The sequence below is a fragment of the Acidovorax sp. 99 genome (assembly GCF_003096455.1).
Taxonomy (GTDB): domain Bacteria; phylum Pseudomonadota; class Gammaproteobacteria; order Burkholderiales; family Burkholderiaceae_C; genus Acidovorax; species Acidovorax delafieldii.
Window position 1 is genome coordinate 142,914 of sequence record NZ_QEKU01000001.1, and the last position, 24,577, is coordinate 167,490.

Annotated in this window: 23 protein-coding genes and 1 tRNA gene; 10 read left to right on the forward strand and 14 right to left on the reverse strand. The window is 61.9% G+C overall.

Annotated elements, in window-relative coordinates; all coding sequences use genetic code 11:
* Nucleotides 1-149: 149 nt before the first annotated feature.
* Nucleotides 150-749: a lipocalin family protein gene (locus C8C95_RS00735; RefSeq protein WP_056064024.1), complete on the forward strand. Its 600-nt coding sequence runs from the start codon at nt 150-152 to the stop codon at nt 747-749.
* Between the two features lie 130 nt (nt 750-879).
* Here C8C95_RS00735 and C8C95_RS00740 read toward each other — a convergent pair whose 3' ends face one another.
* The 4 genes from C8C95_RS00740 to C8C95_RS00755 all read right to left on the reverse strand — a co-directional run bounded on the left by C8C95_RS00740 (nt 880) and on the right by C8C95_RS00755 (nt 6,608).
* On the reverse strand, nt 880-2,589 hold the full coding sequence (locus C8C95_RS00740) for a dipeptide ABC transporter ATP-binding protein (protein ID WP_243415604.1): 1,710 nt from the start codon (nt 2,587-2,589) through the stop codon (nt 880-882).
* Nucleotides 2,586-3,632, reverse strand: a complete 1,047-nt coding sequence (locus tag C8C95_RS00745) for an ABC transporter permease (protein ID WP_116750085.1) — start codon at nt 3,630-3,632, stop codon at nt 2,586-2,588. The genes C8C95_RS00740 and C8C95_RS00745 overlap by 4 nt, the downstream gene beginning before the upstream one ends.
* Nucleotides 3,633-3,654: 22 nt before the next feature.
* Entirely contained in the window at nt 3,655-4,689 is a 1,035-nt protein-coding gene (locus C8C95_RS00750) for an ABC transporter permease subunit (RefSeq protein ID WP_116747313.1), read from the reverse strand.
* Between the two features lie 119 nt (nt 4,690-4,808).
* Nucleotides 4,809-6,608, reverse strand: coding sequence for an extracellular solute-binding protein (locus C8C95_RS00755; protein WP_116747314.1), 1,800 nt, complete (start codon nt 6,606-6,608; stop codon nt 4,809-4,811).
* 104 nt (nt 6,609-6,712) lie between these two features.
* Between C8C95_RS00755 and fabI the strand changes: the two genes are divergently transcribed.
* A complete protein-coding gene (fabI, locus tag C8C95_RS00760; protein WP_015014680.1) occupies nt 6,713-7,513 on the forward strand; it encodes an enoyl-ACP reductase FabI in 801 nt (266 codons plus the stop codon).
* A gap of 95 nt (nt 7,514-7,608) precedes the next feature.
* Nucleotides 7,609-8,472 carry a DNA ligase gene (locus C8C95_RS00765; RefSeq protein WP_116747315.1) on the forward strand — a complete coding sequence of 288 codons (864 nt, stop codon included), beginning with the start codon at nt 7,609-7,611 and terminating at the stop codon, nt 8,470-8,472.
* Nucleotides 8,473-8,567: 95 nt separating this feature from the next.
* On the opposite strand, the gene C8C95_RS00770 is transcribed toward C8C95_RS00765, so the two are convergent.
* Together C8C95_RS00770 and C8C95_RS00775 are read right to left on the reverse strand one after the other, a co-directional pair.
* Nucleotides 8,568-9,128 (reverse strand): fasciclin domain-containing protein, encoded by a 561-nt coding sequence (locus C8C95_RS00770; RefSeq protein WP_116747316.1) that lies wholly within the window; start codon nt 9,126-9,128, stop codon nt 8,568-8,570.
* A 180-nt stretch (nt 9,129-9,308) separates the two neighbouring features.
* Nucleotides 9,309-11,675 carry an arginine/lysine/ornithine decarboxylase gene (locus tag C8C95_RS00775; RefSeq protein WP_056064046.1) on the reverse strand — a complete coding sequence of 789 codons (2,367 nt, stop codon included), beginning with the start codon at nt 11,673-11,675 and terminating at the stop codon, nt 9,309-9,311.
* 146 nt (nt 11,676-11,821) lie between these two features.
* Here C8C95_RS00775 and C8C95_RS00780 point away from each other — a divergent pair, with 146 nt between their 5' ends.
* The 3 genes from C8C95_RS00780 (at nt 11,822) to C8C95_RS00790 (ending at nt 13,381) form a co-directional block, all read left to right on the forward strand.
* Nucleotides 11,822-12,247, forward strand: a complete 426-nt coding sequence (locus tag C8C95_RS00780) for an NfeD family protein (protein ID WP_099730573.1) — start codon at nt 11,822-11,824, stop codon at nt 12,245-12,247.
* A gap of 41 nt (nt 12,248-12,288) precedes the next feature.
* A complete protein-coding gene (locus C8C95_RS00785; RefSeq protein WP_056746586.1) occupies nt 12,289-13,206 on the forward strand; it encodes a stomatin-like protein in 918 nt (305 codons plus the stop codon).
* A gap of 85 nt (nt 13,207-13,291) precedes the next feature.
* Nucleotides 13,292-13,381: transfer RNA gene (locus tag C8C95_RS00790), tRNA-Ser, on the forward strand.
* Between the two features lie 1,680 nt (nt 13,382-15,061).
* On the opposite strand, the gene C8C95_RS00805 is transcribed toward C8C95_RS00790, so the two are convergent.
* The 7 genes from C8C95_RS00805 to C8C95_RS00840 form a co-directional block, all read right to left on the reverse strand.
* Nucleotides 15,062-15,490 (reverse strand): hypothetical protein, encoded by a 429-nt coding sequence (locus C8C95_RS00805; protein WP_133246190.1) that lies wholly within the window; start codon nt 15,488-15,490, stop codon nt 15,062-15,064.
* 29 nt (nt 15,491-15,519) lie between these two features.
* The gene (locus C8C95_RS00810; protein ID WP_116747320.1) at nt 15,520-16,347 is read right to left on the reverse strand and encodes a hypothetical protein; all 828 of its coding nucleotides are present in this window, start codon (nt 16,345-16,347) and stop codon (nt 15,520-15,522) included.
* Complete coding sequence (locus C8C95_RS00815) at nt 16,344-16,853, reverse strand: hypothetical protein (RefSeq protein WP_116747321.1); 510 nt, start codon at nt 16,851-16,853, stop codon at nt 16,344-16,346. The genes C8C95_RS00810 and C8C95_RS00815 overlap by 4 nt, the downstream gene beginning before the upstream one ends.
* A 391-nt stretch (nt 16,854-17,244) precedes the next feature.
* The gene (locus C8C95_RS23615) at nt 17,245-17,946 is read right to left on the reverse strand and encodes a hypothetical protein (protein ID WP_165836499.1); all 702 of its coding nucleotides are present in this window, start codon (nt 17,944-17,946) and stop codon (nt 17,245-17,247) included.
* 65 nt (nt 17,947-18,011) lie between these two features.
* Complete coding sequence (locus C8C95_RS00830) at nt 18,012-18,776, reverse strand: hypothetical protein (RefSeq protein WP_133246191.1); 765 nt, start codon at nt 18,774-18,776, stop codon at nt 18,012-18,014.
* 3 nt (nt 18,777-18,779) lie between these two features.
* Nucleotides 18,780-19,247, reverse strand: a complete 468-nt coding sequence (locus tag C8C95_RS00835) for a hypothetical protein (protein WP_116747325.1) — start codon at nt 19,245-19,247, stop codon at nt 18,780-18,782.
* Nucleotides 19,244-19,525, reverse strand: a complete 282-nt coding sequence (locus C8C95_RS00840; protein WP_347707477.1) for an AlpA family transcriptional regulator — start codon at nt 19,523-19,525, stop codon at nt 19,244-19,246. The genes C8C95_RS00835 and C8C95_RS00840 overlap by 4 nt, the downstream gene beginning before the upstream one ends.
* 537 nt (nt 19,526-20,062) lie before the next feature.
* Here C8C95_RS00840 and C8C95_RS00845 point away from each other — a divergent pair.
* From C8C95_RS00845 to C8C95_RS00860, 4 genes are all read left to right on the forward strand, one after another.
* Entirely contained in the window at nt 20,063-21,541 is a 1,479-nt protein-coding gene (locus tag C8C95_RS00845; protein ID WP_066785878.1) for a SulP family inorganic anion transporter, read from the forward strand.
* An 11-nt stretch (nt 21,542-21,552) separates the two neighbouring features.
* Nucleotides 21,553-22,410 (forward strand): universal stress protein, encoded by an 858-nt coding sequence (locus C8C95_RS00850; RefSeq protein WP_066785880.1) that lies wholly within the window; start codon nt 21,553-21,555, stop codon nt 22,408-22,410.
* 68 nt (nt 22,411-22,478) lie between these two features.
* The gene (locus C8C95_RS00855) at nt 22,479-22,799 is read left to right on the forward strand and encodes a multidrug efflux SMR transporter (RefSeq protein WP_066785884.1); all 321 of its coding nucleotides are present in this window, start codon (nt 22,479-22,481) and stop codon (nt 22,797-22,799) included.
* A 46-nt stretch (nt 22,800-22,845) separates the two neighbouring features.
* Nucleotides 22,846-23,271: an EamA family transporter gene (locus C8C95_RS00860; RefSeq protein ID WP_066785885.1), complete on the forward strand. Its 426-nt coding sequence runs from the start codon at nt 22,846-22,848 to the stop codon at nt 23,269-23,271.
* A gap of 24 nt (nt 23,272-23,295) precedes the next feature.
* Here C8C95_RS00860 and C8C95_RS00865 read toward each other — a convergent pair whose 3' ends face one another.
* On the reverse strand, nt 23,296-24,552 hold the full coding sequence (locus C8C95_RS00865) for a putative Na+/H+ antiporter (RefSeq protein WP_066785890.1): 1,257 nt from the start codon (nt 24,550-24,552) through the stop codon (nt 23,296-23,298).
* Nucleotides 24,553-24,577 lie beyond the last annotated feature (25 nt).

A 24,577-nucleotide genomic window follows, 5' to 3' on the forward strand; every position in this document is an offset into this window, starting at 1 on the left:
GGACACCAGACCCGCCACACCGCCGACACCGTGCGCCAGCGCCTTCCTACACCGGGCGCATTCCACGGTCCCTACAGTCGGTTGCGAGGAGAAGGGCACAGCCAGCGCGGTGGCCCCACCACCAGAACCCACCCACAGGAGAACCCACCATGCAAGCCATCCGCACCGCACCTCGCCGCTCCCCCTGGCCGCTCATCGTGGGCGCGGCTGCGTTGATGGGCGTGCTGGTGCTGTCAGCGTGCTCGACGCCACGCACACCGGATGGCGTGCAACCCGTCACGGGCTTTGACGTGGACCGGTATGCAGGGCACTGGCACGAGCTGGCGCGCATTGAAAACTCGTTTGAGCGGGGGCTGACCCAGGCCAGCGCCACGTACAGCCGCAACGCGGACAACACCATCAAGGTGGTGAACCGAGGGTACGACCCGGTGCGCAAGCAGTGGAGAGAGGCCGAAGGCCGGGCAGAGTTTGTGGACAGCCCCGACCGGGCCGCACTCAAGGTGTCGTTCTTCGGACCGTTCTATGGCGGCTACAACGTGGTGGCGCTGGACGAAAACTACCAGTGGGCGATGGTGGTGGGCTCCAGCACCGACTACCTGTGGGTACTGTCACGCACCCCCACCCTGCCCTGGCATGTGCGCGAACACCTGATGGAGCGTGCGAGGGCCCTGGGAGTGGATGTGAGCAAGATCGTCTGGGCGCAGCCCGGTGCAGAGCAACATGCGCGCCGGGTGGCGGTCAGGACCTGATGACAGCGCAGCGGGGCCTGAAGGCTTGCGGCGCCCAGTGAACAGCTCGGCGCCGACGGCACCAGACAATCAAAATTGATAGCAGCCAGCGCATGTTGCACTAGCGCCTGCGGCAGATTTGGCCTGAAACTCACCCACCAGGCACTGTGGCGGCAGCTACCAGACGCTGGGTGTACGGGTGCTGGGGGGCATCCAGCACATCGGCCACGCTGCCACTTTCTAGCACCGCGCCGTCCTTCATCACCACCACATCGTGCGCCATGGCGCGGATCACATCCACGTCGTGGGTGATGAGCAAGTAGCTCAGGCCCTTTTCTTTTTGCAGGCGCTGCAGCAGGCCCAGCACCTGCTGCTGGATGGTCACATCGAGCGCGCTGGTGGGCTCGTCGAGCACCAGCACCTGGGGCTGCACGATCAGGGCGCGCGCAATGGCCAGCCGCTGGCGCTGGCCGCCGGAGAATTCATGCGGGTAACGCTCGAGCAAACGCGGGTACTGGGTCTCGGCCAGGCCCACCTCGTCCAGCGCGGCCTCGACGCGCACGCGGCGCTGGGCCACGGTCAGTGTGGGCTCGTGTACCTTCAGGCCCTCGCCCACGATCTCTTCGACTGTGAGGCGCGGTGACAGCGATGAGAACGGGTCCTGGAACACCACCTGCACCCGGCGGCGCAGCTGCTGGTTGGCAGGGGTGTTGCGCGTGGCGGGCTGTTGCCACGCCTGCCCTCCCACCTGCAACTCACCCGCGTATGGCAGCAGTCCCAGGATGGCCTGTGCCAGCGTGGACTTGCCCGAGCCGGATTCGCCCACCACGCCCAGTGTCTGGCCGGGCAGCAGTTGCAGCGTGGCGCCTTGCACCGCCACAAACTCGCCCTTCTTGAACCAGCCCCTGATGCCCGGCAATGGCGTGGGGTAGACCACGCGCAGATCCTGTGTCTGCACCACCGACGCAGTGCTTGCGGGTGGGGCGGCCTCGACCACATCGCGGCGCGGCTGACTGGCGATCAGGCGACGGGTGTAGGCATGCTGGGGGGCGCCGAACACGTCGGCCACTGGGCCCTGCTCTACCAACACCCCTTGCTCCATCACGGCCACGCGGTCGGCAAAGCGGCGCACCAGGTTCAGGTCGTGCGTGATCAGCAGCACCGCCATGCCCGTCTGGCGCTGCAAGTCGCTCAGCAGGTCCAGGATCTGGCCGCGCAAGGTCACGTCCAGTGCGGTGGTGGGCTCGTCGGCCAGCAAGAGCTTCGGCGCGCTGGCCAGGGCCATGGCGATCATGGCGCGCTGGCGCTGGCCGCCCGAGAGCTGGTGTGGAAAGCTGTTGGCGCGGCGCGCGGGCTCTGGGATGCCGGTTTGCGCCAGCAGCTCGATGGCGGCTTGCGCGCACTGGGCGCCGGTGAGTCCCTTCTTGAGCAGCAGGATTTCGGCGATCTGCTGGCCTATCGTCATCAGCGGGTTGAGCGCGGTCATGGGCTCCTGGAACACCATGGCGATGTCGCCGCCGCGCACGCCACGCATCTCGCGCTCGGTCATCGCCAGAAGGTCGCCCCGCCCTTGCAGCAAAGCCTGGCCGGTGATGGCGGCATTGCCCGCCAACCGCAGCAGGCTCAACGCCGTGATGGTCTTGCCCGAGCCGGACTCGCCCACCAGTGCCAGCTTTTCGCCCGCAGCCAACGTGAAATTGACGCCGCGCACCACCTCTTTGGAGCCGAAGCGCACATGCAGGTCGTGGACACTCAACAGCGGCAGACCTGCAGCCGAGCCGCCGCCGGGCCGCCCCAAGGAGGCGAGAGCCCCCTCGGGGGGCAGCGAGGACACGCCAGTGCCGAGCGTGGGGGACGTCATTGGTCTGCCTTTCGCGGGTCGAGGGCATCGCGCAGCGCGTCCCCCATGAAGGTCAGCAACAACAAGGTGACCACCAGCACGCCGAAGGTGGACAACGATATCCACCACGCATCAATGCTGTTCTTGCCCTGGCTGAGCAACTCGCCCAGCGAGGGCGTGCCGGGCGGCACGCCCAGGCCCAGAAAATCCAGCGATGTGAGCGCCAGGATGGCCCCGCTCATGCGGAAGGGCAAAAACGTGACCACGGGCGTCAAGCTGTTGGGCAGGATGTGACGCCAGATGATCTGGGCATTGCTCACCCCCAGGGCGCGCGCCGCCTTCACATAGTCAAGCTGGCGGTTGCGCAAGAACTCGGCCCGCACATAGTCCGACAGCCCCATCCAGCCAAACAGGCTCAGCAAGATGAGCAGCAGCGCAATGCTGGGCGCGAATACCGCGCTGAAGATGATGAGCAGATACAGCTCGGGCATGGAGCCCCAGATTTCGATGAAGCGCTGGAACGCCAGGTCGGTCTTGCCGCCAAAAAATCCCTGGATGGCGCCGGTGAGCATGCCCAGCAACACGCCTGTGATGGTGAGCGCCAGACCAAACAGCACACTCACACGGAATCCGTACAGCAGCTGCGCCAGCAGGTCACGTCCGCGGTCGTCCGTACCCAGCCAGTTGTCTGACGTGGGCGCCGAGGGGTTGGGCGCCTTGGCGAAGTAATTGAGCGTGTTGGGACCGTAGGGATTCAAGGTGTAAAGCGCCCAGTTGCTGCCAGCAGAGAGGCGCTCCTTGATGAAGGGATCCAGGTAATCGGTTGGTGTCTCGAAGTCTCCGCCGAAGGTCTTTTCGGGGTAGTCCTTGAGCATGGGGAAGTAGGTTTGCCCCTCGTAGCGCACGATAAGAGGCTTGTCGTTGCTGACCAGCTCGGCGCACAGGCTCACCAGCACCAGGGCGCAGAAGATCAGCAGGCTCCAGTACCCCAGGCGATTGCGCTTGAAGCGCAGCCACGCGCGGCGGGAGGGCGAGAGCGAAGGCGATGCGGGAGCAGAACTCATCAGGGCCATGGGTTCGTTCGGGCTAGTCAAACTTCACGCGCGGGTCCACCCACACATAACAAAGGTCGCTGATGAGCTTGGTGACCAACCCGATCAGCGTGAACAAATACAGCGTGCCCAGCACCACGGGGTAGTCGCGGCGGATCACGCTCTCGTAGCTGAGCAGGCCCAGGCCGTCGAGCGAGAACAGGGTTTCGATAAGCAGGGAACCTGCAAAGAACGCGCCGATGAAGGCGGCGGGAAACCCCGTGATGATGGGGATGAGCGCGTTACGGAACACATGCTTCCACAGCACCTGGCGCTCGCTCAGGCCCTTGGCGCGGGCCGTGAGCACGTACTGCTTGCGGATCTCTTCGAGGAACGCGTTCTTGGTCAGCATGGCAGTGACGGCAAAGCTGCCCAGCACCATGGCTGTGACGGGCAGCGTGATGTGCCAAAGATAGTCCACGATGCGCGCGCCCCAGCTCAGCTCGTCCCAGTTGGCCGACGTGAGCCCCCGCAGCGGAAACCACTGCAGCTGCCCGCCAAAAATGACCAGCAGCGCCACGCCCAGCACAAAGCCCGGGATGGCATAACCCAGCAGGATGAGCAGCGTGGTCACCAGGTCAAACCGCGACCCGGCACGCACCGCCTTGGCCACGCCCAGCGGCACGGCGACGAGGTAGCTGATGAAGAAGGTCCAGAGGCCCAGGCTGATGGAGACCGGCAGCTTCTCTGCCACCAGTTGCCACACGTCCTTGTTCTGGAAAAAGCTCTTGCCCAGATCAAAACGCGCGAACTGGCCCAGCATCTGGATGAAGCGTTCATGCGCTGGTTTGTCAAAGCCGTACAAGGCCTTGATCTGCTCCAGCCGCTTGGGGTCCACGCCCTGCGCGCCCCGGTAGCTCAGGCCGCCGCCTTCGGCACCACCGCCCCCGCCAACACCAGCCTTGGCTTCGGCCATGTACTGCTCCACGGGACCGCCCGGCACAAACTGGATCACCACAAAGGTCAGCAGCAGCACGCCCAGCAAGGTAGGGAGCATCAGCAACACGCGTTTGAGGATGTAGGCAAACATATGGATGAATCAACCCATTTTTCTTACCGCGAGGCGGCGGGCCGCCGCGCCGGGCCGCCCCAAGCAAGGCCAACCCCCTTGGGGGGCAGCGACCCGTGGAACGGCGGAGCGTGGGGGCCTCATTTTTTTGCCCACCAGGTGTCAATGACCCAGCCCTCGCCGCTGGAGTACGGCGGCACCGTGGCGGGCTTGGCCAGTCTCCAGGCGTTGTAGGCCATGCGGTGCGTGGCCGCCGTCCATTGCGGAATGAGGTAGTGGCTGTGCGCAATGATGCGCTCCAGCGCGTGGCAGGCGGGCAGCAGCTGGGCTTCGGTTTTGGCCGAGGTCATGGCCTTGATCATGGCGTCCACCGCAGGGTTCTTCACGCCCGCAAAGTTGCCGGAGTCCTCCACGTCGGCCGCCTGGCTGCCGAACATGTCGGCAAACTCCTGCCCCGGGTTGTGGGTGCCCTGGAAGGCCATCGAGGTGATGTCGAAGTCAAACTTCTGCAGGCGCTGCTGGTACAGCGCAAAGTCCACGGAGCGGAAGCGCAAGGTGACACCGATCTTTTCGAGGTTGCGCATCCAGGGGGTGATGGTGCGCACTCCACCTTCGTTGCTGTCCATGTATTCCAGCACCATGGCCTCGCCCTTCGCGTTGCGCAGGGCGCCATCGCGCACCTCCCAGCCCGCCTCTTTGAGCAGGGCCTGCGCGCGGCGCAGGTTGGCACGCAATGACGAATCGCCGTCGGTGCGCGGGGGCACGGTCATGGGGCCAAAGGCGGTTGCGGGAATGTCTTTGCGGTAGGGCTCCATCAGCGCAAGCTCCTCGGGCGACGGACTGCCCCTGGTTTCGCACGCGGTGTTGCCAAACAGGCCGTTCACGCGCTGGTAGGCGCCGTAGAACATCTGGCGGTTCATCCACTCATAGTCCATCGCCAGGCCCAGGGCCTCTCGCACGCGCGCATCCTGCAGCAGCGGGCGGCGGGTGTTGAGCACGTAGCTCTGAAAGCCCGACGGCAGCTTGTGCTTGAACTCGCCCTTGACCAGCTCGCCGGTGTCGAATTTTTTGCCCGTGACGCGGCGGGCCCAGTCGCCCGCACTGAAGAACCGCATGAGGTCGAACTCGCCCGCCTTCAGGGCCTCCAGCCGCGCGGTGTTGTCCTTGTAGATCTTGACCAGGATGCGGTCGAAGTTGGCCGTGCCCTTGCGCACATTGAGGTCGCGCGCCCAGTACTGCGGGTCGCGCACATAGGTGATGTCCTTGCCAAACCGCACGGGCCCGATCTTGTAGGGGCCGCTGCCGATGGGGATGTCCATCACCACCTGGTCAAAGGGCTTGGCCTTGCCGTTTTCCACGCCCCAGTCGCGACTGAACACGGGCAAGCCGCCCACGGTGATGGGAAGCTCGCGGTTGGGTTGCTTGAAGCGGTAGCGCACGGTGCGGTCGTTGATCACATCCACGCCCGCCACCTCGATCAGCAAAGTCTTGTACGCAGGCGAGGTGAAGGGACCCACCAGCGTTTCGTAGCTGTGCTTCACGTCCTGGGCCAGCACGGGCTTGCCGTTGTGAAACCGCGCCTCGGGCCGTAGGCGGAAGGTGGCAGACAGCCCATCGGGAGCGACTTCCACGTCCTCGGCCAGCAGACCATAGCCGGTTGCGGTCTCGTCCATGGAGCCCACCAGCAGCGAGTCGAACATCAGCGACGACAGGTAGGCCGGTGCGTTGCCCTTGATGGTGAACGGGTTGTATTTGTCAAAGGTGGACGTGCGCAAGTTGCTGACCAGCCGCAACTCACCGCCCTTGGGGGCCTCGGGATTCACATAGTCGAAATGCGCAAAGCCCGCCGGATAGCGCGGCGCGCCCCACAAGGCATACGCATGTGCTGCCCACGCTGGAACAGCACTCCCCATCAGCAACAAAGCCAGCCAAAACCGCATGCGACAATTCTGCACTACGTTCGCAGGGGCTTGCAGCCAAAGCCGCATATCCACATGCACCGGGCGCCAAGCCTGCATTCCGCTATTCCACAAGGAGATTTCACATGGGTTTTCTGACCGGCAAGAAGCTGCTCATCACGGGCGTGCTGTCCAACCGCTCCATCGCCTACGGCATTGCCAAGGCCTGCCACGAGCAAGGTGCCGAGCTGGCGTTCAGCTACGTGGGCGAGCGCTTCAAGGACCGCATCACCGACTTTGCAGCCGAGTTCAACTCCAAGCTGGTGTTTGACTGCGACGTGGCCAGCGACGAGCAGATCGCGCGCATGTTTGCAGACCTGTCGCAGACTTGGCCGAAGTTTGACGGCTTTGTGCACAGCATCGGCTTTGCACCGCGCGAGGCCATTGCGGGCAACTTTCTGGACGGCCTGAGCCGCGAAGGCTTCCGCATTGCCCACGACATCAGCGCCTACAGCTTCCCGGCCATGGCCAAGGCCGCCCTGCCCTACCTGAACGACAAGTCGTCGCTGCTGACCCTGAGCTACCTGGGCGCGCTGCGCTCCATCCCCAACTACAACACCATGGGCCTGGCCAAGGCCAGCCTGGAGGCCAGCGTGCGCTACCTGGCCGAGGCCGTGGGCCGCACCGAAGACGGCCGCAGCATCCGGGCCAACGGCATCAGTGCCGGCCCCATCAAGACCCTGGCTGCCAGCGGCATCAAGGACTTTGGCAAGCTGCTGAGCCGTGTGGCCGACGCCTCGCCCCTGCGCCGCAATGTGACGATTGAAGACGTGGGCAATGTGGCGGCCTTCCTGCTGTCGGACCTGGCATCGGGCATGACGGCTGAGATCACCTATGTGGACGGCGGCTTCAGCCAGACCGCTGGCCTGAGCGCCGACCAGGTGTAATCCGCCAAGCGGGCTCACCGCATTTTTGAACCAAACAGGCTTCTAGCGCTGATAGAACATGCGCTAGAAGCTATTTTTTTGATAGCACCTCCATCATGCTCCGCAGACACTGCCTGGCTTTGCTGGGCCTCGCACCCCTGGCCGCACTGACCACCCCCCAGGCCTGGGCCGGCGATGCACCCGCCCTGTTGCTGGCCAATGTGTACCGCCCCGGCATGCGCCTCGCGGACTACTGGGTGAGCGAAAAATACGATGGCGTGCGCGGCTATTGGGACGGCCACACGCTGCGCACGCGGGGTGGAGAGACCGTGGCGGCCCCGGCATGGTTCACCGCCGGCTGGCCCGACACGCCCATGGACGGCGAGCTGTGGGCAGGACGCGGCCGATTCAGCCACGCCCAGTCCACCGTGCGCCAGCAGCAGCCGGACGATGCCGCATGGCGCGAGATGCACTTTATGGTGTTTGACCTGCCTGCGCACGGCGGCACGTTTGACCAGCGCCTGCCCGCATTGAACAAGCTCGTAGAGTCGCTGGACCAGCCATGGGTGCAGGCGGTGCCCCAGCAGCGCGTAGCCAGCGACGCCGCTTTGCAAAAGCTGCTGCTGCGCACTGTGCGCGCGGGCGGCGAAGGGCTGATGCTGCACCGGGGCGCATCGATGTACCGCGCAGGTCGCAGTGACGATCTCATCAAGGTCAAGACCCACGAAGACACCGAGGCCAAGGTGGTCGCCCATCTGCCCGGCCAAGGCCGCCACGCCGGGCGGCTGGGCGCCCTGGTGGTGGAGATGCCTTCGGGCCAGCGGTTTCGACTGGGCGCAGGGTTGACCGACGCGGAGCGCGACCACCCGCCGCCCGTGGGTAGCTGGGTGACCTACCGCTTCAGAGGCACCCACGACAGCGGCGTGCCACGCTTCGCGAGTTTTGTGCGGGTGCGCGACGACATGCCGCCCACCCGCTGACGGGGCCACCGCAAACCCGAGCTGATTTCGACGAGGTGGCGATACGCGAGCTGAGCGCGGCAGCGCATGCCGCCTCGCTCCTATCCGTTGCCCAATCAGTTGGGCAACAACACCTTGTCCACCACGTGGATCACGCCGTTGGACTGGTACACGTCGGCAATCGTCACCGTCGCCGTACCGCCCTTTTCGTCCGTCACCATGACGGCATTGCCGCTGGCCTTGGCGGTGAGCGTACCGCCCGCCACCGTCTTGAGGCTGGCCATGCCTTTGCCGTCAGCAATCATCTTGGACAACGCAGCAGCGTCGTACTTGCCCGCCACCACGTGGTAGGTGAGCACCTTGGTCAGGGTGGGCTTGCTCTCGGGCTTGAGCAGCGTGTCCACCGTGCCGGCGGGCAATGCGGCAAACGCCGCATTGGTGGGCGCAAACACGGTGAACGGACCGGGGCCCTTCAGCGTCTCAACAAGGCCTGCCGCCTTGACCGCCGCCACCAGGGTGGTGTGGTCCTTGGAGTTCACGGCGTTGTCGATGATGTCCTTGCTGGCCAGCATGGGCGCACCGCCCACCATGACCTGTGCTGCGGCAGGCATTGCGGCAGCGGCCATGGCTGCGGTGAGGGCGATGGTGGCAAGGCGGGCGTTGAATCGAAGGGTCATGGGAATCTCCTGAGAGGTGTGTGAAGACAGTCGTCACCGCATGAAAACCACGCGGCTGACAGTCAATACGGCAGCACCACAACAGCGGATTCAAATGCACAAAAAAATCGCTCCGCCAGCCATGCCGGGGGAGCGATTTTCGAGACGCTGGTGCACCCACACACCAGCGCGAAGACGTGCTTACACGTTGCGCCCGTACGGGCCGTCGTCGCCCACCTGCACCAGGTTCTTGGCGGTCGCCAGTGGCTTGGGGTTCTTGCCGGTCTTGCCTTGCTCTGCCACGCAGTCGGCGTAGTAGCGCACCTGGCCGTTCTCGTCTTCCACTTCCACCAGGCCGTGGATATCGGTCTCAAAGCCCGGGCACAGCTTGGCGAATTCGCGCGCGAACTTGAGGTAGTCCACGATCTTCTTGTTGAACACCTCGCCCGGAATCAGCAGCGGAATGCCTGGGGGGTACGGTGTGACCAGGCCCACGGTGATGCGGCCTTCCAGGTGGTCGATCTCCACGCGCTCGGTGGTGCGGTGCGCAATGTGCGCGTACGCATCCGAGGGCTTCATGGCGGGCGTGAGGTCCGACAGGTACATCTCGGTGGTCAGGCGCGCGATGTCGTACTTGGCGTACATCTCATGCACGTGCTGGCACAGGTCCTTGAGGCCCATGCGTTCGTAGCGCTTGTGCTGCTGGCAGAACTCGGGAAGGATGCGCCACATGGGCTGGTTCTTCTCGTAGTCGTCCTTGAACTGCTGCAGCGCAGTCAGCAGCGTGTTCCAGCGGCCCTTGGTGATGCCGATGGTGAACATGATGAAGAAGCTGTACAGGCCCGTCTTCTCCACCACCACGCCGTGCTCGGCCAAGTACTTGGTCACGATGGACGCGGGGATGCCAGTCTTGTCGAACTTGCCGTCCAGGCTCAGGCCCGGCGTGACGATGGTGGACTTGATCGGGTCCAGCATATTGAAGCCGTCAGCCAGCTGGCCGAAGCCGTGCCACTTGCTGCCCTTCTTGCTCTTGCTGTCGCTGCGGATGATCCAGTCTTCCGCGCGACCAATACCCTCGTCGGTGAGCTTTTCAGGGCCCCAGACCTTGAACCACCAATCGTTCTTGCCGAACTCCTCCTCCACCTGGCGCATGGCACGGCGGAAGTCCAGTGCCTCCAGGATGCTTTCTTCCACCAGCGCGGTGCCGCCAGGTGGCTCCATCATCGCGGCGGCCACATCGCAGCTGGCGATGATGCTGTACTGAGGGCTGGTGCTGGTGTGCATCAGATAGGCCTCGTTGAACAGGTGGCGGTCGAGCTTGGTGGTCTGCGAGTCCTGCACCAGCACATGCGATGCCTGGCTGATACCGGCGAGTAGCTTGTGGATGGACTGTGTGGCGTACGTCACCGAGTGCTTGGGGCGTGTGCGCTTTTTGCCCATGGCGTGGTAGCTGCCATAGAACGGGTGGAACGCCGCGTGCGGCAGCCAGGCCTCGTCAAAGTGCAGGTTGTCCACATAGCCGTCGAGCATGCCCTTGATGGTCTCGGTGTTGTACAGCACGCCGTCGTAGGTGGACTGCGTGAGCGTCAGCACGCGGGGCTTGACCTTCTTGGCATCCACGCCTTTGAGCAGGGGGTTGGCCTTGATTTTTGCCTCGATCGCCTTGGGCTCGAACTCGCTTTGCGGGATGGGGCCGATGATGCCGAAGTGGTTGCGCGTGGGCTTCATGAACACAGGGACGGCCCCGGTCATGATGATGCTGTGCAGGATGGACTTGTGGCAGTTGCGGTCCACGACCACCACATCCCCGGGTGCCACAGTGTGGTGCCACACCATCTTGTTGGATGTGGACGTGCCGTTGGTCACAAAGAAGCAGTGGTCGGCATTGAAGATGCGCGCGGCGTTGCGCTCGCTCTCGCCAATGGCGCCGTTGTGGTCCAGCAGCTGGCCCAACTCTTCCACCGCGTTGCACACGTCGGCGCGCAGCATGTTTTCACCATAGAACTGGTGGTACATCTGGCCCACGGGGCTCTTCAGGAACGCAACGCCGCCGGAGTGACCGGGGCAGTGCCAGCTGTACGAGCCGTCTTCGGCGTAGTCCAGCAGCGCCTTGAAGAACGGTGGCTGCACGCTCTCCAGGTAGCTCTTGGCCTCGCGGATGATGTGGCGCGCCACGAATTCGGGGGTGTCCTCGAACATGTGGATGAAGCCGTGCAGCTCGCGCAGGATGTCGTTGGGCAGGTGGCGGCTGGTCTTGGTTTCGCCGTGCACATAGATGGGCACTTCGGCGTTCTTGCGGCGCACCTCGCCAATGAAGTTGCGCAGGCTCAGCACGATGGGGTCCAGCCCTTCGCCCTCGGAGAATTCTTCATCGTCGATGGACAAGATGAAGGCACTGGCGCGGCTTTGCTGCTGCGCAAACTGCGAGAGGTCGCCATAGCTGGTGACCCCGACCACTTCAAAGCCCTCGGCCTCAATGGCCTGTGCAAGCGCACGAATGCCAAGCCCCGAGGTGTTCTCGGAACGATAGTCTTCATCGATGATGATGATGGGAAAGCGAAACTTCATGCGCAGCCTCCAAGGAGCCGTGGCCTGCCCGGCCAAAAAACGAAATAGGCGCGAAGTGTAAGGAATAACGTTGACGCGCCTTTGAACTGCCATCCTTTTGACCCAGAATGTGGTGCACTAAACACAACCACACAAGGAGGTTCTACATGGAGGCATCCACCATCTGGTGGCTGGCAGCAGGGGCCGTGGTCGTGGCAGAACTGCTCACCGGCACGTTCTATTTGCTGATGGTGGCCCTGGGGCTGGTAGCCGCCGCCCTGGCCGCCCACCTGGGCCTGGCGTCCGCGATGCAGATGGTGTCTGCCGCCATTGTGGGCGGCGGGGCTGTCGTGGCCTGCTACCTGCTGCGGAGAAAGCGCCCCGGCGATCCGTCTGCACGTGCGGACCGCAGCGTAAACATGGACGTAGGCGAAACCATCCTCATCGAAAGCTGGAGCCCCGACGGCACGACCACCGTGAAGTACCGGGGCGCCCAATGGACGGCCATGCACCGCCCCGGCGTCACCCCGTCTACTGGCATGCATCGCGTCGCCGAGCTGGTGGGCAACCGCCTGCTGGTGGACCCGCTGTAAACACCGAAGACTCCCTGTCGATCACCCAAGAAAGGCTTCCCATGGAAATTGCCATCGTCATCCTGATCATTGCCGTGATCTTCATCGCCCGCTCGGTCAAGGTCGTGCCCCAGCAAAACGCCTGGGTCAAGGAACGCCTGGGCAAATATGCGGGCACGCTGACCCCCGGGCTGAACTTTCTGATCCCCTTTGTGGACAAGGTCGCCTACAAACACAGCCTGAAGGAAATTCCGCTCGATGTGCCCAGCCAGGTCTGCATCACGCGCGACAACACGCAGCTGCAGGTGGACGGCATCCTGTACTTTCAGGTCACCGACCCCATGCGCGCCAGCTATGGGTCGAGCAACTACATCATGGCCGTGACCCAGCTGGCGCAGACCTCGCTGCGCTCGGTCATCGGCAAGCTCGAACTCGACAAGACCTTCGAAGAGCGCGACATCATCAACGCGCAGGTGGTGCAGGCCATCGACGAAGCCGCCCTGAACTGGGGCGTGAAGGTGCTGCGTTATGAAATCAAGGACCTGACCCCGCCCAAGGAAATCCTGCACGCCATGCAGGCCCAGATCACTGCGGAGCGGGAGAAGCGCGCACTGATTGCCGCCTCAGAAGGCCGCCGCCAGGAGCAGATCAACATCGCCACCGGCGAGCGTGAGGCCTTCATCGCCCGCTCCGAGGGCGAAAAACAGGCCGTCATCAACAAGGCCCAGGGCGAGGCCGAATCCATCAAGGCCGTGGCCGAAGCCAACGCCCAGGCCATCGAACGCGTGGCTGCAGCCATCCGCCAGCCCGGCGGCGAGCAGGCCGTGCAGCTCAAGGTGGCTGAAAAAGCCGTGGATGCCTACAGCCAAGTCGCGTCGGACGCCACCACCACCCTCATCGTGCCCAGCAACATGACCGAGGTGTCGGCGCTGATCGGCTCGGCGATGAAGATGGTGCAGACATCCAACAAGGCAGGCTGACAAAGTGGCGGCCCACTGAAATTTTCAGGCGATACCGATCAGTGACCGGAATGCACCCAATCCTGTGGCTATAATCGAGGGCTTCGGAGAGGTGGATGAGCGGTTTAAGTCGCACGCCTGGAAAGCGTGTGTGGGCTAATCCCCACCGCGGGTTCGAATCCCGCCCTCTCCGCCATTGACATAGTAAATACGGGCCCTCTGGGCCCGTTTTGCTTTCATACCCATCATTAGGCCCATCAGTTTAGGTGCGAACTCTTGAAGCGGTGTGAAGCCATCACCCGCGCTGCAGCCCTAAAAAGCATCAGGTCGCTGGTTGGCACGGGTCATCTAAAAAAACCCCACCCTAAACACCCAGCATCGCGGGTGAATCGATTAATGGGCTAGACGATGGGTGCGGGCCTGCAATCTGGCCTCTTCCATAGGAGAACTCGGCGGAGGCTGTCGAATCCATCTGAAGATTCTTAGCTTTGCGCCACAGAAGTTGCCAGCCTGCACGGCCAGTGCACATCAGCGCTGCGGCCTCCCGGTAAAAGACCCTCCAACCCGCTGGGATTTCACCGGGTTTGGCTTCTGAACTCCTAGCGGTGTCGGCTTTCGTAGCTGCCGTCTGAATTTTTCTTCAAACAGGCCCACGAAAAAGCCTGTCCGGGGTTTCGAGCATTGATGCTGTTGTATTCGGAGATAGCGGCGGTGCGACATGCATCGAGGGACGAGAAGTCCCCGGAGATGTTCCAACGCTCCTTGCCACCCTCACGCCAACCGACCTCGCTCGCGTAATTCCCCCCCAAGCCGCAGGCGGTCAACGAGCACATCGCCGCAAGAAGAAGCGCAGCCTTTCTCATCATGTCGAATTCCTTTCGAAGGTCGCTCTATGCAGGGCGATGGTCTTTGCCGCGTGGTATGCCCAGAAAGCCACGGGCAATCCAGCCTATGAGAGCGGTGAGAGCCCAGCCGAGCAGCAAACCGACAACGAGCACCTGAAACGACTCTTTCCAATGGCGAAGTCTCGCCTGCCAAAGTTGGCTAGCGGCAGTCTCTTGGCTTTGCCGCGTCAAACTGAAGCCATCGGCAACGCGTTGGGTGTAGACGGATACCTCGGTGCTGTAGGGCTCACCCATATTCCAATGAGTGCGCCAAAGCGGTTCCCAGCTGGGCCCAGATGTACCAGCCAAGCGAGAAATCTCGATACCGTTTGCCTTGAGTTTGGCTAGCAGCTCCGCCTGCGTTATGTCCAAGGGAACATTCTGCAGAATTCGTCCGTCCGGTAGCTCTACGCTCGTTACCCTTGCATACGGGATGAGCATTCGACCGTTGTCCGCCCGATGAGCGGCGAAGCAAAGCGTCACACTAATTGGCGTCCCGGGCTCAAATTCGCGAGAGATGTACTCCCTAGCATCGTCAGTGCCGCATTGCTCAGCGGGTTTGGGCTCCGAGCCCGGGGACTCAACTGAAAAGAACAGTGGTGCATAAGGCTTCTGCAGCACAGCGTAGGCCACACACCCAAGGGTCCAAGTAGCCCCAATTGCAAGCGCTATACGTCGAGCGCCTTCAAACATATTTACTGCCACGGCCCCTCCGGCTTGCTACCTGTTCCGAGCCATAGTAAGCCCTCGACTCCCAGCCGCAAAGCCCCCCGAAAACGGGCCACTTACACCAGCACCAAACTCCCCCGTTTTTCCCGATAACTCCCCCGTTTTTCCGGGGGGCCCCGGACAACAGTCCCGTTTTTCCCTGGAAACAGTACCGAAAACGGGGCACTTGCAGGCCAGTCAATCACTCATACAAAGCGCGCAGCCTCGCGCACGCGCGCGGAACGTTCCAACCCCCACATGACCGGGACTGCAACCATCGCATCCTAAGTACGAAGCCACATTTCGTAGATGTGCCAGGTGAGATAGGAGACTCCACCCAGCACCAAACATCGGAACTGCCAGACCGCGGATATGGCCGCTCTGTCAGAGTGCTTGTCGATGATTTCTCGAAGAACATCGGAAGCAATACCGATAGCCTCCGCGTTCCGGCCCGCCATTGGGTGTTCCCCATCCTGGACCCTAAGAAGTGCGCCGTTTGCGTGGAGCGTGGCCTTTACGAAACTCAGATGACGGCAACCGAGATAGAAACTCAGCCCCCAAAGTAGGACGGCAACGCCCAGTGGAGCTTGCGAAAAAGAGAGCTTTGCGGTTTGCGTCTGATTAATGGTCAGCGCAATGGCGGCTCCTACAGCCGCAAGCAGAAAATAAGTGTATTTGTCGTTAGCAGCGCTGTGCTGCTTGTAGATTTCCAATTGCTCTGAGCTTGGCATCTCCGCTCCCGTCAGTCGCTCAGTTCAAGGACTCGCTCGACTGCTTGCTGGATAGAGTCTACGGGCACGAAGCGGATATCACCGTCCTCCGCCTCACGCTCAATCTCTTGTAGATTGGTGGCCAACTTCGACCGCTGTTTGGGTCCGAGCGTAAGGTCGTCAGCCTTAGGGACCGCCGTCACCAGTGCGGCAACCCGAAGGCCTGCAAATTCTTTAGCTCGTGCGAGCTCCCAGAGCTTTGCACGCGCGTAGCTCACACTGGCACTTTGTCGAACGGCGCTCACGGTTGAGAAATGCATGACTGCCTTATCCGAGAGGTAGCCGAATCGCACAAGAGAACCGCCTTTATGCAAGCTCGCCGGGCGGTTAAAGAAGCGCGCCAAAGCGGGGGCTTGTATCAGCACAGCGTCTCGAACCTCTGTTGCAAAGCGGCGATTCACCTCTTCGGGCTGAACAGTTCCGTCATCCTCATCGTCTGCGATGTCCAACTGAGCAAGACTTGAGTAAAGAAGCACGGATTGCCGGATAGCGTCTCCAATACTCAAGACGTCCGTCTGCCGGAGCGGCCCGGGGTGTAGTCCCATGATGGGCACTTCTAGCAAGGAGAGCCCCTCGTCGCCACCCGCCTCGGCAATGCTCCTAAAGACATTGAGCGCCTCCTCAATAAGCACACGCGGCCGTGCGGAGTCAGCGCCATATAGGCTGTCGAGTACGTCGTCTCTGATGACACGCCGGGCGACAAGCTCTCCGGCACACTGCACGACTACACCAGCCATGAGCCGCTCGCCGGTTCCCTCGACTGGCTCCCAAAACAAGGGGCGCCATTTCGCAAGCGTCACGATATTTCCTCCAGCAGGTCGCTAGGTCTAGGAAACCGCGCTAGAACAGCGTTTGCAAGGTGTCTGAGCCTGTCGCTAACCACAGCAGCGAACCCGGCTGAGTCCTCGCCAGCGGAACAGATGCGCTCAGCCTCAGCGACCGCTATAGGGCTTAGGGTGAATGAAGCAGTAACCGCGGCAGCGGCGATGCGGTCTTGTTCACCGCTCATGACCGCTAGGGCCGCTAGCTTGTTCACATCCGCCATAGGTTCAGGGCACGCGTCCAGCGCGCGCTCATGGTCAACCCATGCGACATCGTTGCCGTTCCAGAGAATGTTTCCCAGGTTTCGGTCTAAATTTTTTATTGCCTCATCCGCCGCGAGCGCCAGGGGGGTCTGCGCGAAGCTGGCAACGAGCTTCGCCGCAGCGTGCTCAAGCACGACGCGCATCTCAGGCGGAAGGTTTGCACTCCACCCCACACGCTGTAGCAGGTTCGGATAGCTCACATCAATGCAAGCGAAGGCCATAGGCGGGCTTCCTACGATTGCTGGGTCGGGCACATTCAAGCCCCACCTGCGCAACAGCAAAGAACAAAAGCATTCCGCGGCGATAGCGCGCGTATCCATCCGCTTGACGATGGCTGCCCGCGCGTTGCCGTCTGGGTATCGGACTAGCGCCCGTTGGGCGCCCGTGACCCCTGTCCCAACCGGCGTCTCCGTGCCGGAAATTAGTTCGACAACAGGCAGTTCCAACGGCTGCTCCTTGCACTGCGCATCGGCACCACGCCGAGCTGCCACGCAAGACTACCATTTCCGCGGGGTGTACTTTAGTCATGCCAGCCGCCGCGGGCGGACTTCTCTCAAAAGGACGCTCAAATCGCGCTGAAATGCTTTCGCCTCCGCCGACCTGGCGCCATGCTTAAAGCTGTTTTGCGCGGCTCTGGCGCGTCCATCGGCCGACCGTGGCCCTGTTGACTGTGCCCACGGCTGCCAGCCTCGGATTAGCAAGGCCTGCCGTTCCCTGCGCTCCTGCGTCCAACCGTTTGCCATCTTCCATCTCCAAAAGTTCGTTTGACCTAATTACCGTTTGCTCGTGTGCGTGTGCTGGAGCCCCTTTCGCTCGCTCGGGGGCTACTCCGTTGTTCACCTGCTGCGGACCGTGGGCGATGTTGGCTTGGCGGGCAAACACTACGGGCGGGTTCTTGATGGCGGCCAGGGTCTCCAGAGTGGCGCGGCATTGGCCCTGGGCTTTGAGTGCCAGACGCATGTAGCGGTCTGTGGCGTCGAGATAGTCGCCCATATTGAGGGCCGACCGCCGAGCCATCTCTGCAAAGATGCTGTTCAGGGCGATAGCCTGGGCCACCAGCATCTGCTCTGCTGCGGCTAGGTCGTTGCCGTTCACCTTCTCCCCGTGGGCCTTCACGCTTGCCACCAGCTCCGTAATGGATAGGTTGGGCTGTGAGGGGTTTAGGAAAGCCCTGGCGGTCATCGCATTGGAGACGATGCCATCAGCCCCTAGGTCTGCCAGCTGCCTCTCTTGCGATATCCCTGCACGGCCCGCGACTTGGAGAACGTCTTTCCCGCTTACCTGCGCTTGCTTTGCCACCTTCTCAGTTTTCATCCAACCCCCAGCGGGACAGGCCGCGCATTGATATTCATTGTTTAAGCAAGGCCGAGGGGCTCGATTTAGGCCCCTTCGCCTCGGTAGCCCTCTCCCGACATGCGGCGTCGTTCCCACTCTTCACGGGCTAGGTCTTCGGGGGATTTGTCAGTCGGCTTCTCCGCTACTGGGGTCACAGGAATGCCATTGGTTGCGGTGAAGGGGTTGTTTTGCACCCAATCCAACAGGCCGTAGCTGCCGGGTGTCGGGGCTTGGAATGGGCCTTGTGGGATGTTTGCCAGCAGACCTTGAGGCATAGAGCCCTGATAGGACATATTCCCGCCCTGCATCGCGCCCGCCATGGACTGATTGGGGTTGATGGGCGACATGCCAGCTTGGCCCATTGCGGACAGCAAACCACCAGCGCCGCCCTGCTGCATGGGCTTGGTGGAATACACACCATCCTGGCCCTGCTGCATCATCATGGGCTGCTTGGTGTTCTGCATGGGCATCTGGCCTTGCATCGCCTCCATCTGCGACTGACGCGGCCCGCGCTGGTAGTTGGACTGCATCATGCTGTTGGCGAACTGCATCATTCCGGGGGCAATCTGATTGCGGAACTGGTCTAGGTCCGCATACAGGTTTTGATACCCAGTGCGCTGCATCTGGTTGAACGGGTTTTGCTGGTAGTAGCGCTCCAGGGCCTGGCCCGTCTCAAGCGAGTTGGTCAGGGGCTTGATAGCCGGTTCCCAAGGGGTCTTGGACGCGGTTTGCGAGCCCCCTCCGCCGTCAGACATGAGACCGCCAACGACTGCGCCCGCAACAGGCCCTGCAATTGCTGCAAATGACATGGTTTACTCCTGCGAAAGTGTGGCTGCGCGGTGGGCGGCCAACTGTTTGTTTTTGGACCCGCCTAGCAATTCGTCGGCAGTGGATTCGGTAAGCAGCTCTACGAGCTTGTCGGTGTCGGTCTCATCGGTCGCAAAGAAGTTTGTCCACACCGAATCCTCAAGCGCGACAGCGGCGTTTTTTGTGCCCGCCTTGCACATGCGCGTATGGGGTGCGGCTATCTCCACGGTGCCCTCGTCAGTCACCAGCCGCAAGCGTCCTGCAGACAGCACTACGAGGTTGTCGCGCTTATGGACCACTCCAACTAGCACCGTGTCTTTAGGGATGGTGATTTCCCGCGCGTACACGCCCGGGGCAAAATGGTGTCTTACTGGGCAATCGGTTTGGGGGAGCCCCATCATTGCCGCCTCAAGGCGTTCAACGCGCTCGCGTGCCGAGCAGACGGTTTGCAATTCCTGAGCTTGGTCGCTCATCGTTTAGCCCCCTCTGCGTGGGTTCTTTTCGCCATCAGCTCAGACAGAAAGGCGTCTACCTCTCGCTCGACGAATCCCACAGCCCGCGCACCCAACCTCACGGGCTGAGGGAAAGTGCGGGCGCGGATGCGTTGGTAAATGCCGGACTTCGAGAGTCCGGTCTTTTTGAGGGTATCGGGCAGCCGGAGAATCCGGGTGCCACTCGCTTCGATGGCTGAACTTGCGTGCATTAGTAGGCCCTTCTTTGGTCTTGCTTGCACGCCAGTTTGGAGCGTCATTTGTCCCACTAAAACCAGATTTAGTGGGAGATTTACGAGGACGTACGCCACCACGTTCGAGCGAGGGAAAGCTCATTGCGCAGCGTCTTCATCCTGCCCTCGAAGTCGTTGGCAGACACTCGGCTGCGCCTTAAGCCCTCGCGCTCGTAGTGTGCGTATCCCGGTCCACTTGAACGCGGAGTCTGGAGACTTGAACTGCTTGACTGTTGATCATGACCGGTGGAGTCCAACATCGGGCATGTAAGGACCTGGAGAAAAGCAGCTTTCAGACAGTGCCCAGCTACAATCTCCCCGTGTCCGAACTTATCCAAAAATGCTCCGAAGCCACGGTTTTTGTGCCAAACCGTGAGCTGCCGCTTGGGTATTTCTGCTCGGTGACACCGCCGTAGTCCCGCTTCTTCAGGCGCCGCGCTAGCGGATTCTCGCCTCGACTGTCTTTCTCGCCGCTGAGCCGTGTACACGGCTTCGGTGGCGCAGCTTTCTCTGTTTTCTCCGTCTCAAACGCATCAGCATGTGCTGGTCGCGTTTCCTATGCCTATGAATTTTTCATCCATCAAGCAAACTTGGTTTTCCAACATCCGGGGCGATCTGCTGGCCGGTATCGTCGTTGCCTTGGCACTTATCCCGGAGGCCATCGCGTTTTCCATCATTGCGGGGGTGGACCCCAAGGTCGGGCTCTACGCCTCGTTCAGCATCTGCGTAATCATCGCTTTTGCAGGTGGGCGCCCCGGCATGATCTCCGCCGCCACGGGCGCCATGGCGTTGGTGATGGTCACCCTGGTCAAAGAGCATGGCCTGCAGTACCTGCTGGCCGCCACGGTACTCACCGGGGTACTGCAGATCCTGGCCGGTGTGCTGAAGCTGGGCGCGCTTATGCGGTTTGTGTCGCGGTCGGTGATCACGGGCTTTGTCAATGCGCTTGCCATCCTGATCTTCATGGCGCAGTTGCCGGAACTGACCAATGTGAGCTGGGTGGTGTATGCGATGACCGCTGCTGGCCTGGCCATCATTTATGGCTTTCCGTACATCACCAAGGCTATTCCCTCGCCGTTGGTGACCATTGTGGTGCTCACAGCCATATCGATGGCGATGGGCCTGGATATCCGCACCGTGGGCGACATGGGCGAGCTGCCCAGCAGTCTGCCGGTGTTCTTGCTGCCTGATGTGCCGCTGAACCTGGAAACCCTGAAGATCATCTTCCCCTACGCGGTGACGCTGGCCGTGGTGGGCTTGCTGGAGTCGATGATGACGGCCTCCATCGTGGACGATCTCACGGATACCCCCAGCAACAAGAACCGTGAGTGCATGGGCCAGGGCGTGGCCAATATTGCCACGGGCTTTATCGGCGGCATGGCGGGCTGCGCCATGATTGGGCAATCGGTCATTAACGTGAAGTCGGGTGGCCGCAGCCGTCTTTCCACTTTGTCGGCGGGTGTCATCCTGCTGTTGATGGTGGTCTTTCTGGGCCGCTGGGTCAGCCAGATTCCGATGGCCGCGCTGGTGGCTGTGATGATCATGGTGAGTATCGGCACGTTCAGCTGGGATTCGGTACGCAAGTTGCGTGAGCACCCGCCCAGCTCGTCCATCGTCATGATCGCCACGGTGGTAGTCACGGTGTCTACCCATGACCTCGCCAAGGGCGTGTTCGTGGGTGTGCTGCTGTCAGGCATTTTCTTCGCGCACAAGGTGGGCCGCGTGCTGCGAGTGGACAGCGCCAGTGAGGACGGCGGCAACACACGCGTATACCGTGTAGTGGGCCAGGTGTTCTTTGCGTCGTCCGAGGCGTTCATCGCCGGGTTTGACTTCAAGGAGGTAGTGCCCAAGGTGCAAATCGACGTGAGTCGCGCGCATTTCTGGGACATCACCGGCGTGAGCGCGCTGGACAAGGCAGTTCTCAAATTCCGCCGGGAAGGAACCGAGGTCGAGGTGATCGGTATGAATGAAGCCAGTGCCACGCTGGTGGATCGCTTTGCCATCCACGACAAGCCCGGCGCCGTTGAACAACTCATGCATTGAGGAGACACCCCATGAACAAGGTCTATGCCTGTATTGATGGCTTGAAGACAAGCACTGCCGTGATCGACTGGGCCGCATGGTCCGCCAATCGCCTGGGCGTTCCGCTGGAACTGCTGCATGTGCTGGAGCGCGACCCGGACAGCACCGCCGTCACTGACTTCAGCGGGGCCATCGGCTTGGGCGCACAAGAGATGCTGCTTCAGCAACTGAGCGACTTGGATGCCCAGCGGGGCAAGCTGGCCCAGGAGGCTGGGCGCCAGATGCTGGCCAGCGCCCAGGCGCGCGCCACGGCCCTCGGGGTGCAGCAGGTGGATGGACGCATGCGCCATGGCGATTTTGTGGATACGGTCACCGAGCTGGAGCCCGACGCCCGCCTGTTCGTGTTGGGCGAGCACTACCAGGCGACTGCTGGCAGCAGGCTGCATCTGGACCATCACCTTGAGCGGGTGATCCGTGCAGTCAAACGACCGGTTCTGGTGGCGACAGCAGAGCATTTTTTGCCGCCTGAGCGGTTCGTGCTGGCCTATGACGGCAGCCCGACGGCCCTCAAGATGGCGGAGACGGTGGCCCGCAGCCCGATGCTCAAGGGACTGCCTGCGTTGGTGGCCATGTGTGCGGCAGACACACCTGCGGCACACGCGCAGTTGGGCGTGGCCAAGGGTCTGCTGGAGGAAGCCGGGTTCGCAGTGGAGGCAACGCTGCTGCCAGGCGATCCCGACAACACACTCCCTCAGCTGCCGCAGTTGCAAGGCGCTGCCTTGCTGGTCATGGGCGCCTACGGGCACTCACGTATCCGCCACCTGGTGATTGGGAGCACAACGACAACGCTACTGCGCATGAGCAAAGTACCCGTGCTGGTCATGCGCTGACGACTGGGACGCGACAATCCGGTGCATGACGGGCTTGCCTACCGCAGCCCGTGAACAGGAGGTGATGGATGGGGTGGGTCTATTTGGTGGCTGCAGGTGTTTGCGAGATTTTCTACGCCGCCGCCATGCCGCGCACGGATGGGTTCACTCGCCTCTGGCCCAGCGTTTTTTGCGGCGTGTTCATCGCGCTGAGCATGTATCTGCTGTCGCTGGCCACCCGGAGTATCCCCGTGGGCACCGCGTATGCGGTGTGGGTAGGCATTGGCGCCGTAGGCACTGCGGTCTATGGGGTGGTGGTGCTGGGCGAGGACAGCAGCGTTTTGCGCGTGCTGTGCTTCGGGCTCATCATTGCGGGCATTGTTGGGCTCAAGCTGCTCTCGGCCAAGTGAGAGGCGGTGGGGTGCGTGTCACCCTTTCTGAAGGAAAGTGTTAGCCATGGACAAGTGGATTACCTACGCCGTCATTTCCATGTTTTTTGCGGGCTTCACATCGGTGATTGCCAAGATAGGATTGAATGGCATCTCCGGCGAGCTTGGCCTCACCATTCGCACATTGTTTGTCTTTGGCTTCGTGCTGATGTTTGCTGCCTGGGCCGTACCCATGCAGGAGCTGTCCACGGTCACCGGCAAGAACCTCCTGTGGCTTGGACTGTCCGGGGTCACGACCTCGTTGTCGTGGATTTTCTACTACAAGGCGCTCAAGGTGGGCGATGTGGCCACGATCGCACTGATCGACAAGGGCAGCGTGGTGGTGGCCATGTTGCTCGCCTGGGTCTTGCTGCGCGAGGTCATCACACTGCGCATGGCGATTGGCGCGGCTCTGATCGTGGCTGGGTTGCTGGTCATCGCCAAGAAGCCGTAGAGCAGCAGTGGGCCTTGTGCTCCGTCAGAGGAGCCTGAAAGCCAGAATCGCCACAATCGTCGGAGGAAGCGCAGCAATCAACAAGCCGAGAGGCTGGATGGCGCCATCCGAGAACTTTTCCTTGAGAATGGCCGCCCCAGCGGGATTGGGCGCATTGGCTATCAGCGTCAACCCTCCACCTGTCACGGCGCCCGCAACCAGTGCCGTCTTGAACTCCAGGCTCAGACCCTCCACCAGGGAGCCTAGGTAGGTAAGCGCTGCGTTGTCGGTGATCGCCGTAAGGGCCGTTGCGCCAAAGAAGACCGCGTTGGCATCCATCCCCATGAGCACCGGCTCCAGCCACCATTGCTGCATTCCTCCCAGCACCACCAACCCGGCCAAGAAGAAAGCGACCAGCATGGCCTCACGCAGAATCAAGGGGTTCTGGTGGCGCTGATACGCTGTGGCAAAGCCCAGGAAGAACAGAAACAATCCCAAAAACACGGCGGGATGGTGCGCAAAGACGACCACCAGCACCAAGAACATCAGGTGTACCAAAATCACGGCTACCGGGACCGTGGCCTCATCGCTCTTGGGTTTTGCGGCCAGGTGGCCCAGTTGATTGCGAAACAGCAGCATGGCCGAGCCCGCATTGATCAAGACGGCGATAGCTGCCTTCCAGCCAAAGTTGGCGATCATGAACCAGATGTCCCAGTTCCATTTGGCCGCGACCATCAGGACGGGAGGCGCGGCAAACGGGGTCAGCGTCCCGCCAATCGACACGTTCACAAACAGCACCCCCAGGGTGACGTACTTGAGGCGTGTGGACACGTCCCGAGAAAACAGCGTATCGCGCAGCATGAGCGCGGCAAGCGTCATTGCGGCAGGCTCTGTGATGAACGATCCCAGCAGCGGCACCGCAGAGAGGATCAGAAAGTACAGAGCCATGCCACGCGGCAGCGGGGTGTACCGTGCGATAAATCGAATCAGCGATCCGGCGAGCTGAAGGATGGGTTTGGTACCGGCGACCACCATGATCGCGAACACAAAAAGAGGCTCGGTGAAATTTCGGGAATCCAGATAGGCCGTGGCGTCCTGCTTGCCGTTGATGGCGAACATGAACAGCATCAACACCATAGCCCAGAATCCAAAAACGACCTCCACCTCACCCAGCAAATGCCATATGCCCGCATGGCGCGTTTGCTTGTGAGCCAGTTGCTCGAAAAACTTGGTGGAGAAGGTGTGGGCGACGGCCAGCGCAAACAGCACGGCGCCAATGATCTGAATCAGAGAGGGGTTCATAGGTCGTAGAAAAACCGCGAGGCGG

What these genes read in the sequence shown, in the direction of transcription:
- C8C95_RS00735 (WP_056064024.1), top strand. Translation starts at nt 150, where the DNA reads ATGCAAGCCATCCGCACCGCACCTCGCCGCTCCCCCTGGCCGCTCATC.
- C8C95_RS00740 (WP_243415604.1), bottom strand. Translation starts at nt 2,589, where the DNA reads ATGACGTCCCCCACGCTCGGCACTGGCGTGTCCTCGCTGCCCCCCGAG.
- C8C95_RS00745 (WP_116750085.1), bottom strand. Translation starts at nt 3,632, where the DNA reads ATGAGTTCTGCTCCCGCATCGCCTTCGCTCTCGCCCTCCCGCCGCGCG.
- C8C95_RS00750 (WP_116747313.1), bottom strand. Translation starts at nt 4,689, where the DNA reads ATGTTTGCCTACATCCTCAAACGCGTGTTGCTGATGCTCCCTACCTTG.
- C8C95_RS00755 (WP_116747314.1), bottom strand. Translation starts at nt 6,608, where the DNA reads ATGCGGTTTTGGCTGGCTTTGTTGCTGATGGGGAGTGCTGTTCCAGCG.
- fabI (WP_015014680.1), top strand. Translation starts at nt 6,713, where the DNA reads ATGGGTTTTCTGACCGGCAAGAAGCTGCTCATCACGGGCGTGCTGTCC.
- C8C95_RS00765 (WP_116747315.1), top strand. Translation starts at nt 7,609, where the DNA reads ATGCTCCGCAGACACTGCCTGGCTTTGCTGGGCCTCGCACCCCTGGCC.
- C8C95_RS00770 (WP_116747316.1), bottom strand. Translation starts at nt 9,128, where the DNA reads ATGACCCTTCGATTCAACGCCCGCCTTGCCACCATCGCCCTCACCGCA.
- C8C95_RS00775 (WP_056064046.1), bottom strand. Translation starts at nt 11,675, where the DNA reads ATGAAGTTTCGCTTTCCCATCATCATCATCGATGAAGACTATCGTTCC.
- C8C95_RS00780 (WP_099730573.1), top strand. Translation starts at nt 11,822, where the DNA reads ATGGAGGCATCCACCATCTGGTGGCTGGCAGCAGGGGCCGTGGTCGTG.
- C8C95_RS00785 (WP_056746586.1), top strand. Translation starts at nt 12,289, where the DNA reads ATGGAAATTGCCATCGTCATCCTGATCATTGCCGTGATCTTCATCGCC.
- C8C95_RS00815 (WP_116747321.1), bottom strand. Translation starts at nt 16,853, where the DNA reads ATGGCCTTCGCTTGCATTGATGTGAGCTATCCGAACCTGCTACAGCGT.
- C8C95_RS23615 (WP_165836499.1), bottom strand. Translation starts at nt 17,946, where the DNA reads ATGAAAACTGAGAAGGTGGCAAAGCAAGCGCAGGTAAGCGGGAAAGAC.
- C8C95_RS00830 (WP_133246191.1), bottom strand. Translation starts at nt 18,776, where the DNA reads ATGTCATTTGCAGCAATTGCAGGGCCTGTTGCGGGCGCAGTCGTTGGC.
- C8C95_RS00835 (WP_116747325.1), bottom strand. Translation starts at nt 19,247, where the DNA reads ATGAGCGACCAAGCTCAGGAATTGCAAACCGTCTGCTCGGCACGCGAG.
- C8C95_RS00840 (WP_347707477.1), bottom strand. Translation starts at nt 19,525, where the DNA reads ATGACGCTCCAAACTGGCGTGCAAGCAAGACCAAAGAAGGGCCTACTA.
- C8C95_RS00845 (WP_066785878.1), top strand. Translation starts at nt 20,063, where the DNA reads ATGAATTTTTCATCCATCAAGCAAACTTGGTTTTCCAACATCCGGGGC.
- C8C95_RS00850 (WP_066785880.1), top strand. Translation starts at nt 21,553, where the DNA reads ATGAACAAGGTCTATGCCTGTATTGATGGCTTGAAGACAAGCACTGCC.
- C8C95_RS00855 (WP_066785884.1), top strand. Translation starts at nt 22,479, where the DNA reads ATGGGGTGGGTCTATTTGGTGGCTGCAGGTGTTTGCGAGATTTTCTAC.
- C8C95_RS00860 (WP_066785885.1), top strand. Translation starts at nt 22,846, where the DNA reads ATGGACAAGTGGATTACCTACGCCGTCATTTCCATGTTTTTTGCGGGC.
- C8C95_RS00865 (WP_066785890.1), bottom strand. Translation starts at nt 24,552, where the DNA reads ATGAACCCCTCTCTGATTCAGATCATTGGCGCCGTGCTGTTTGCGCTG.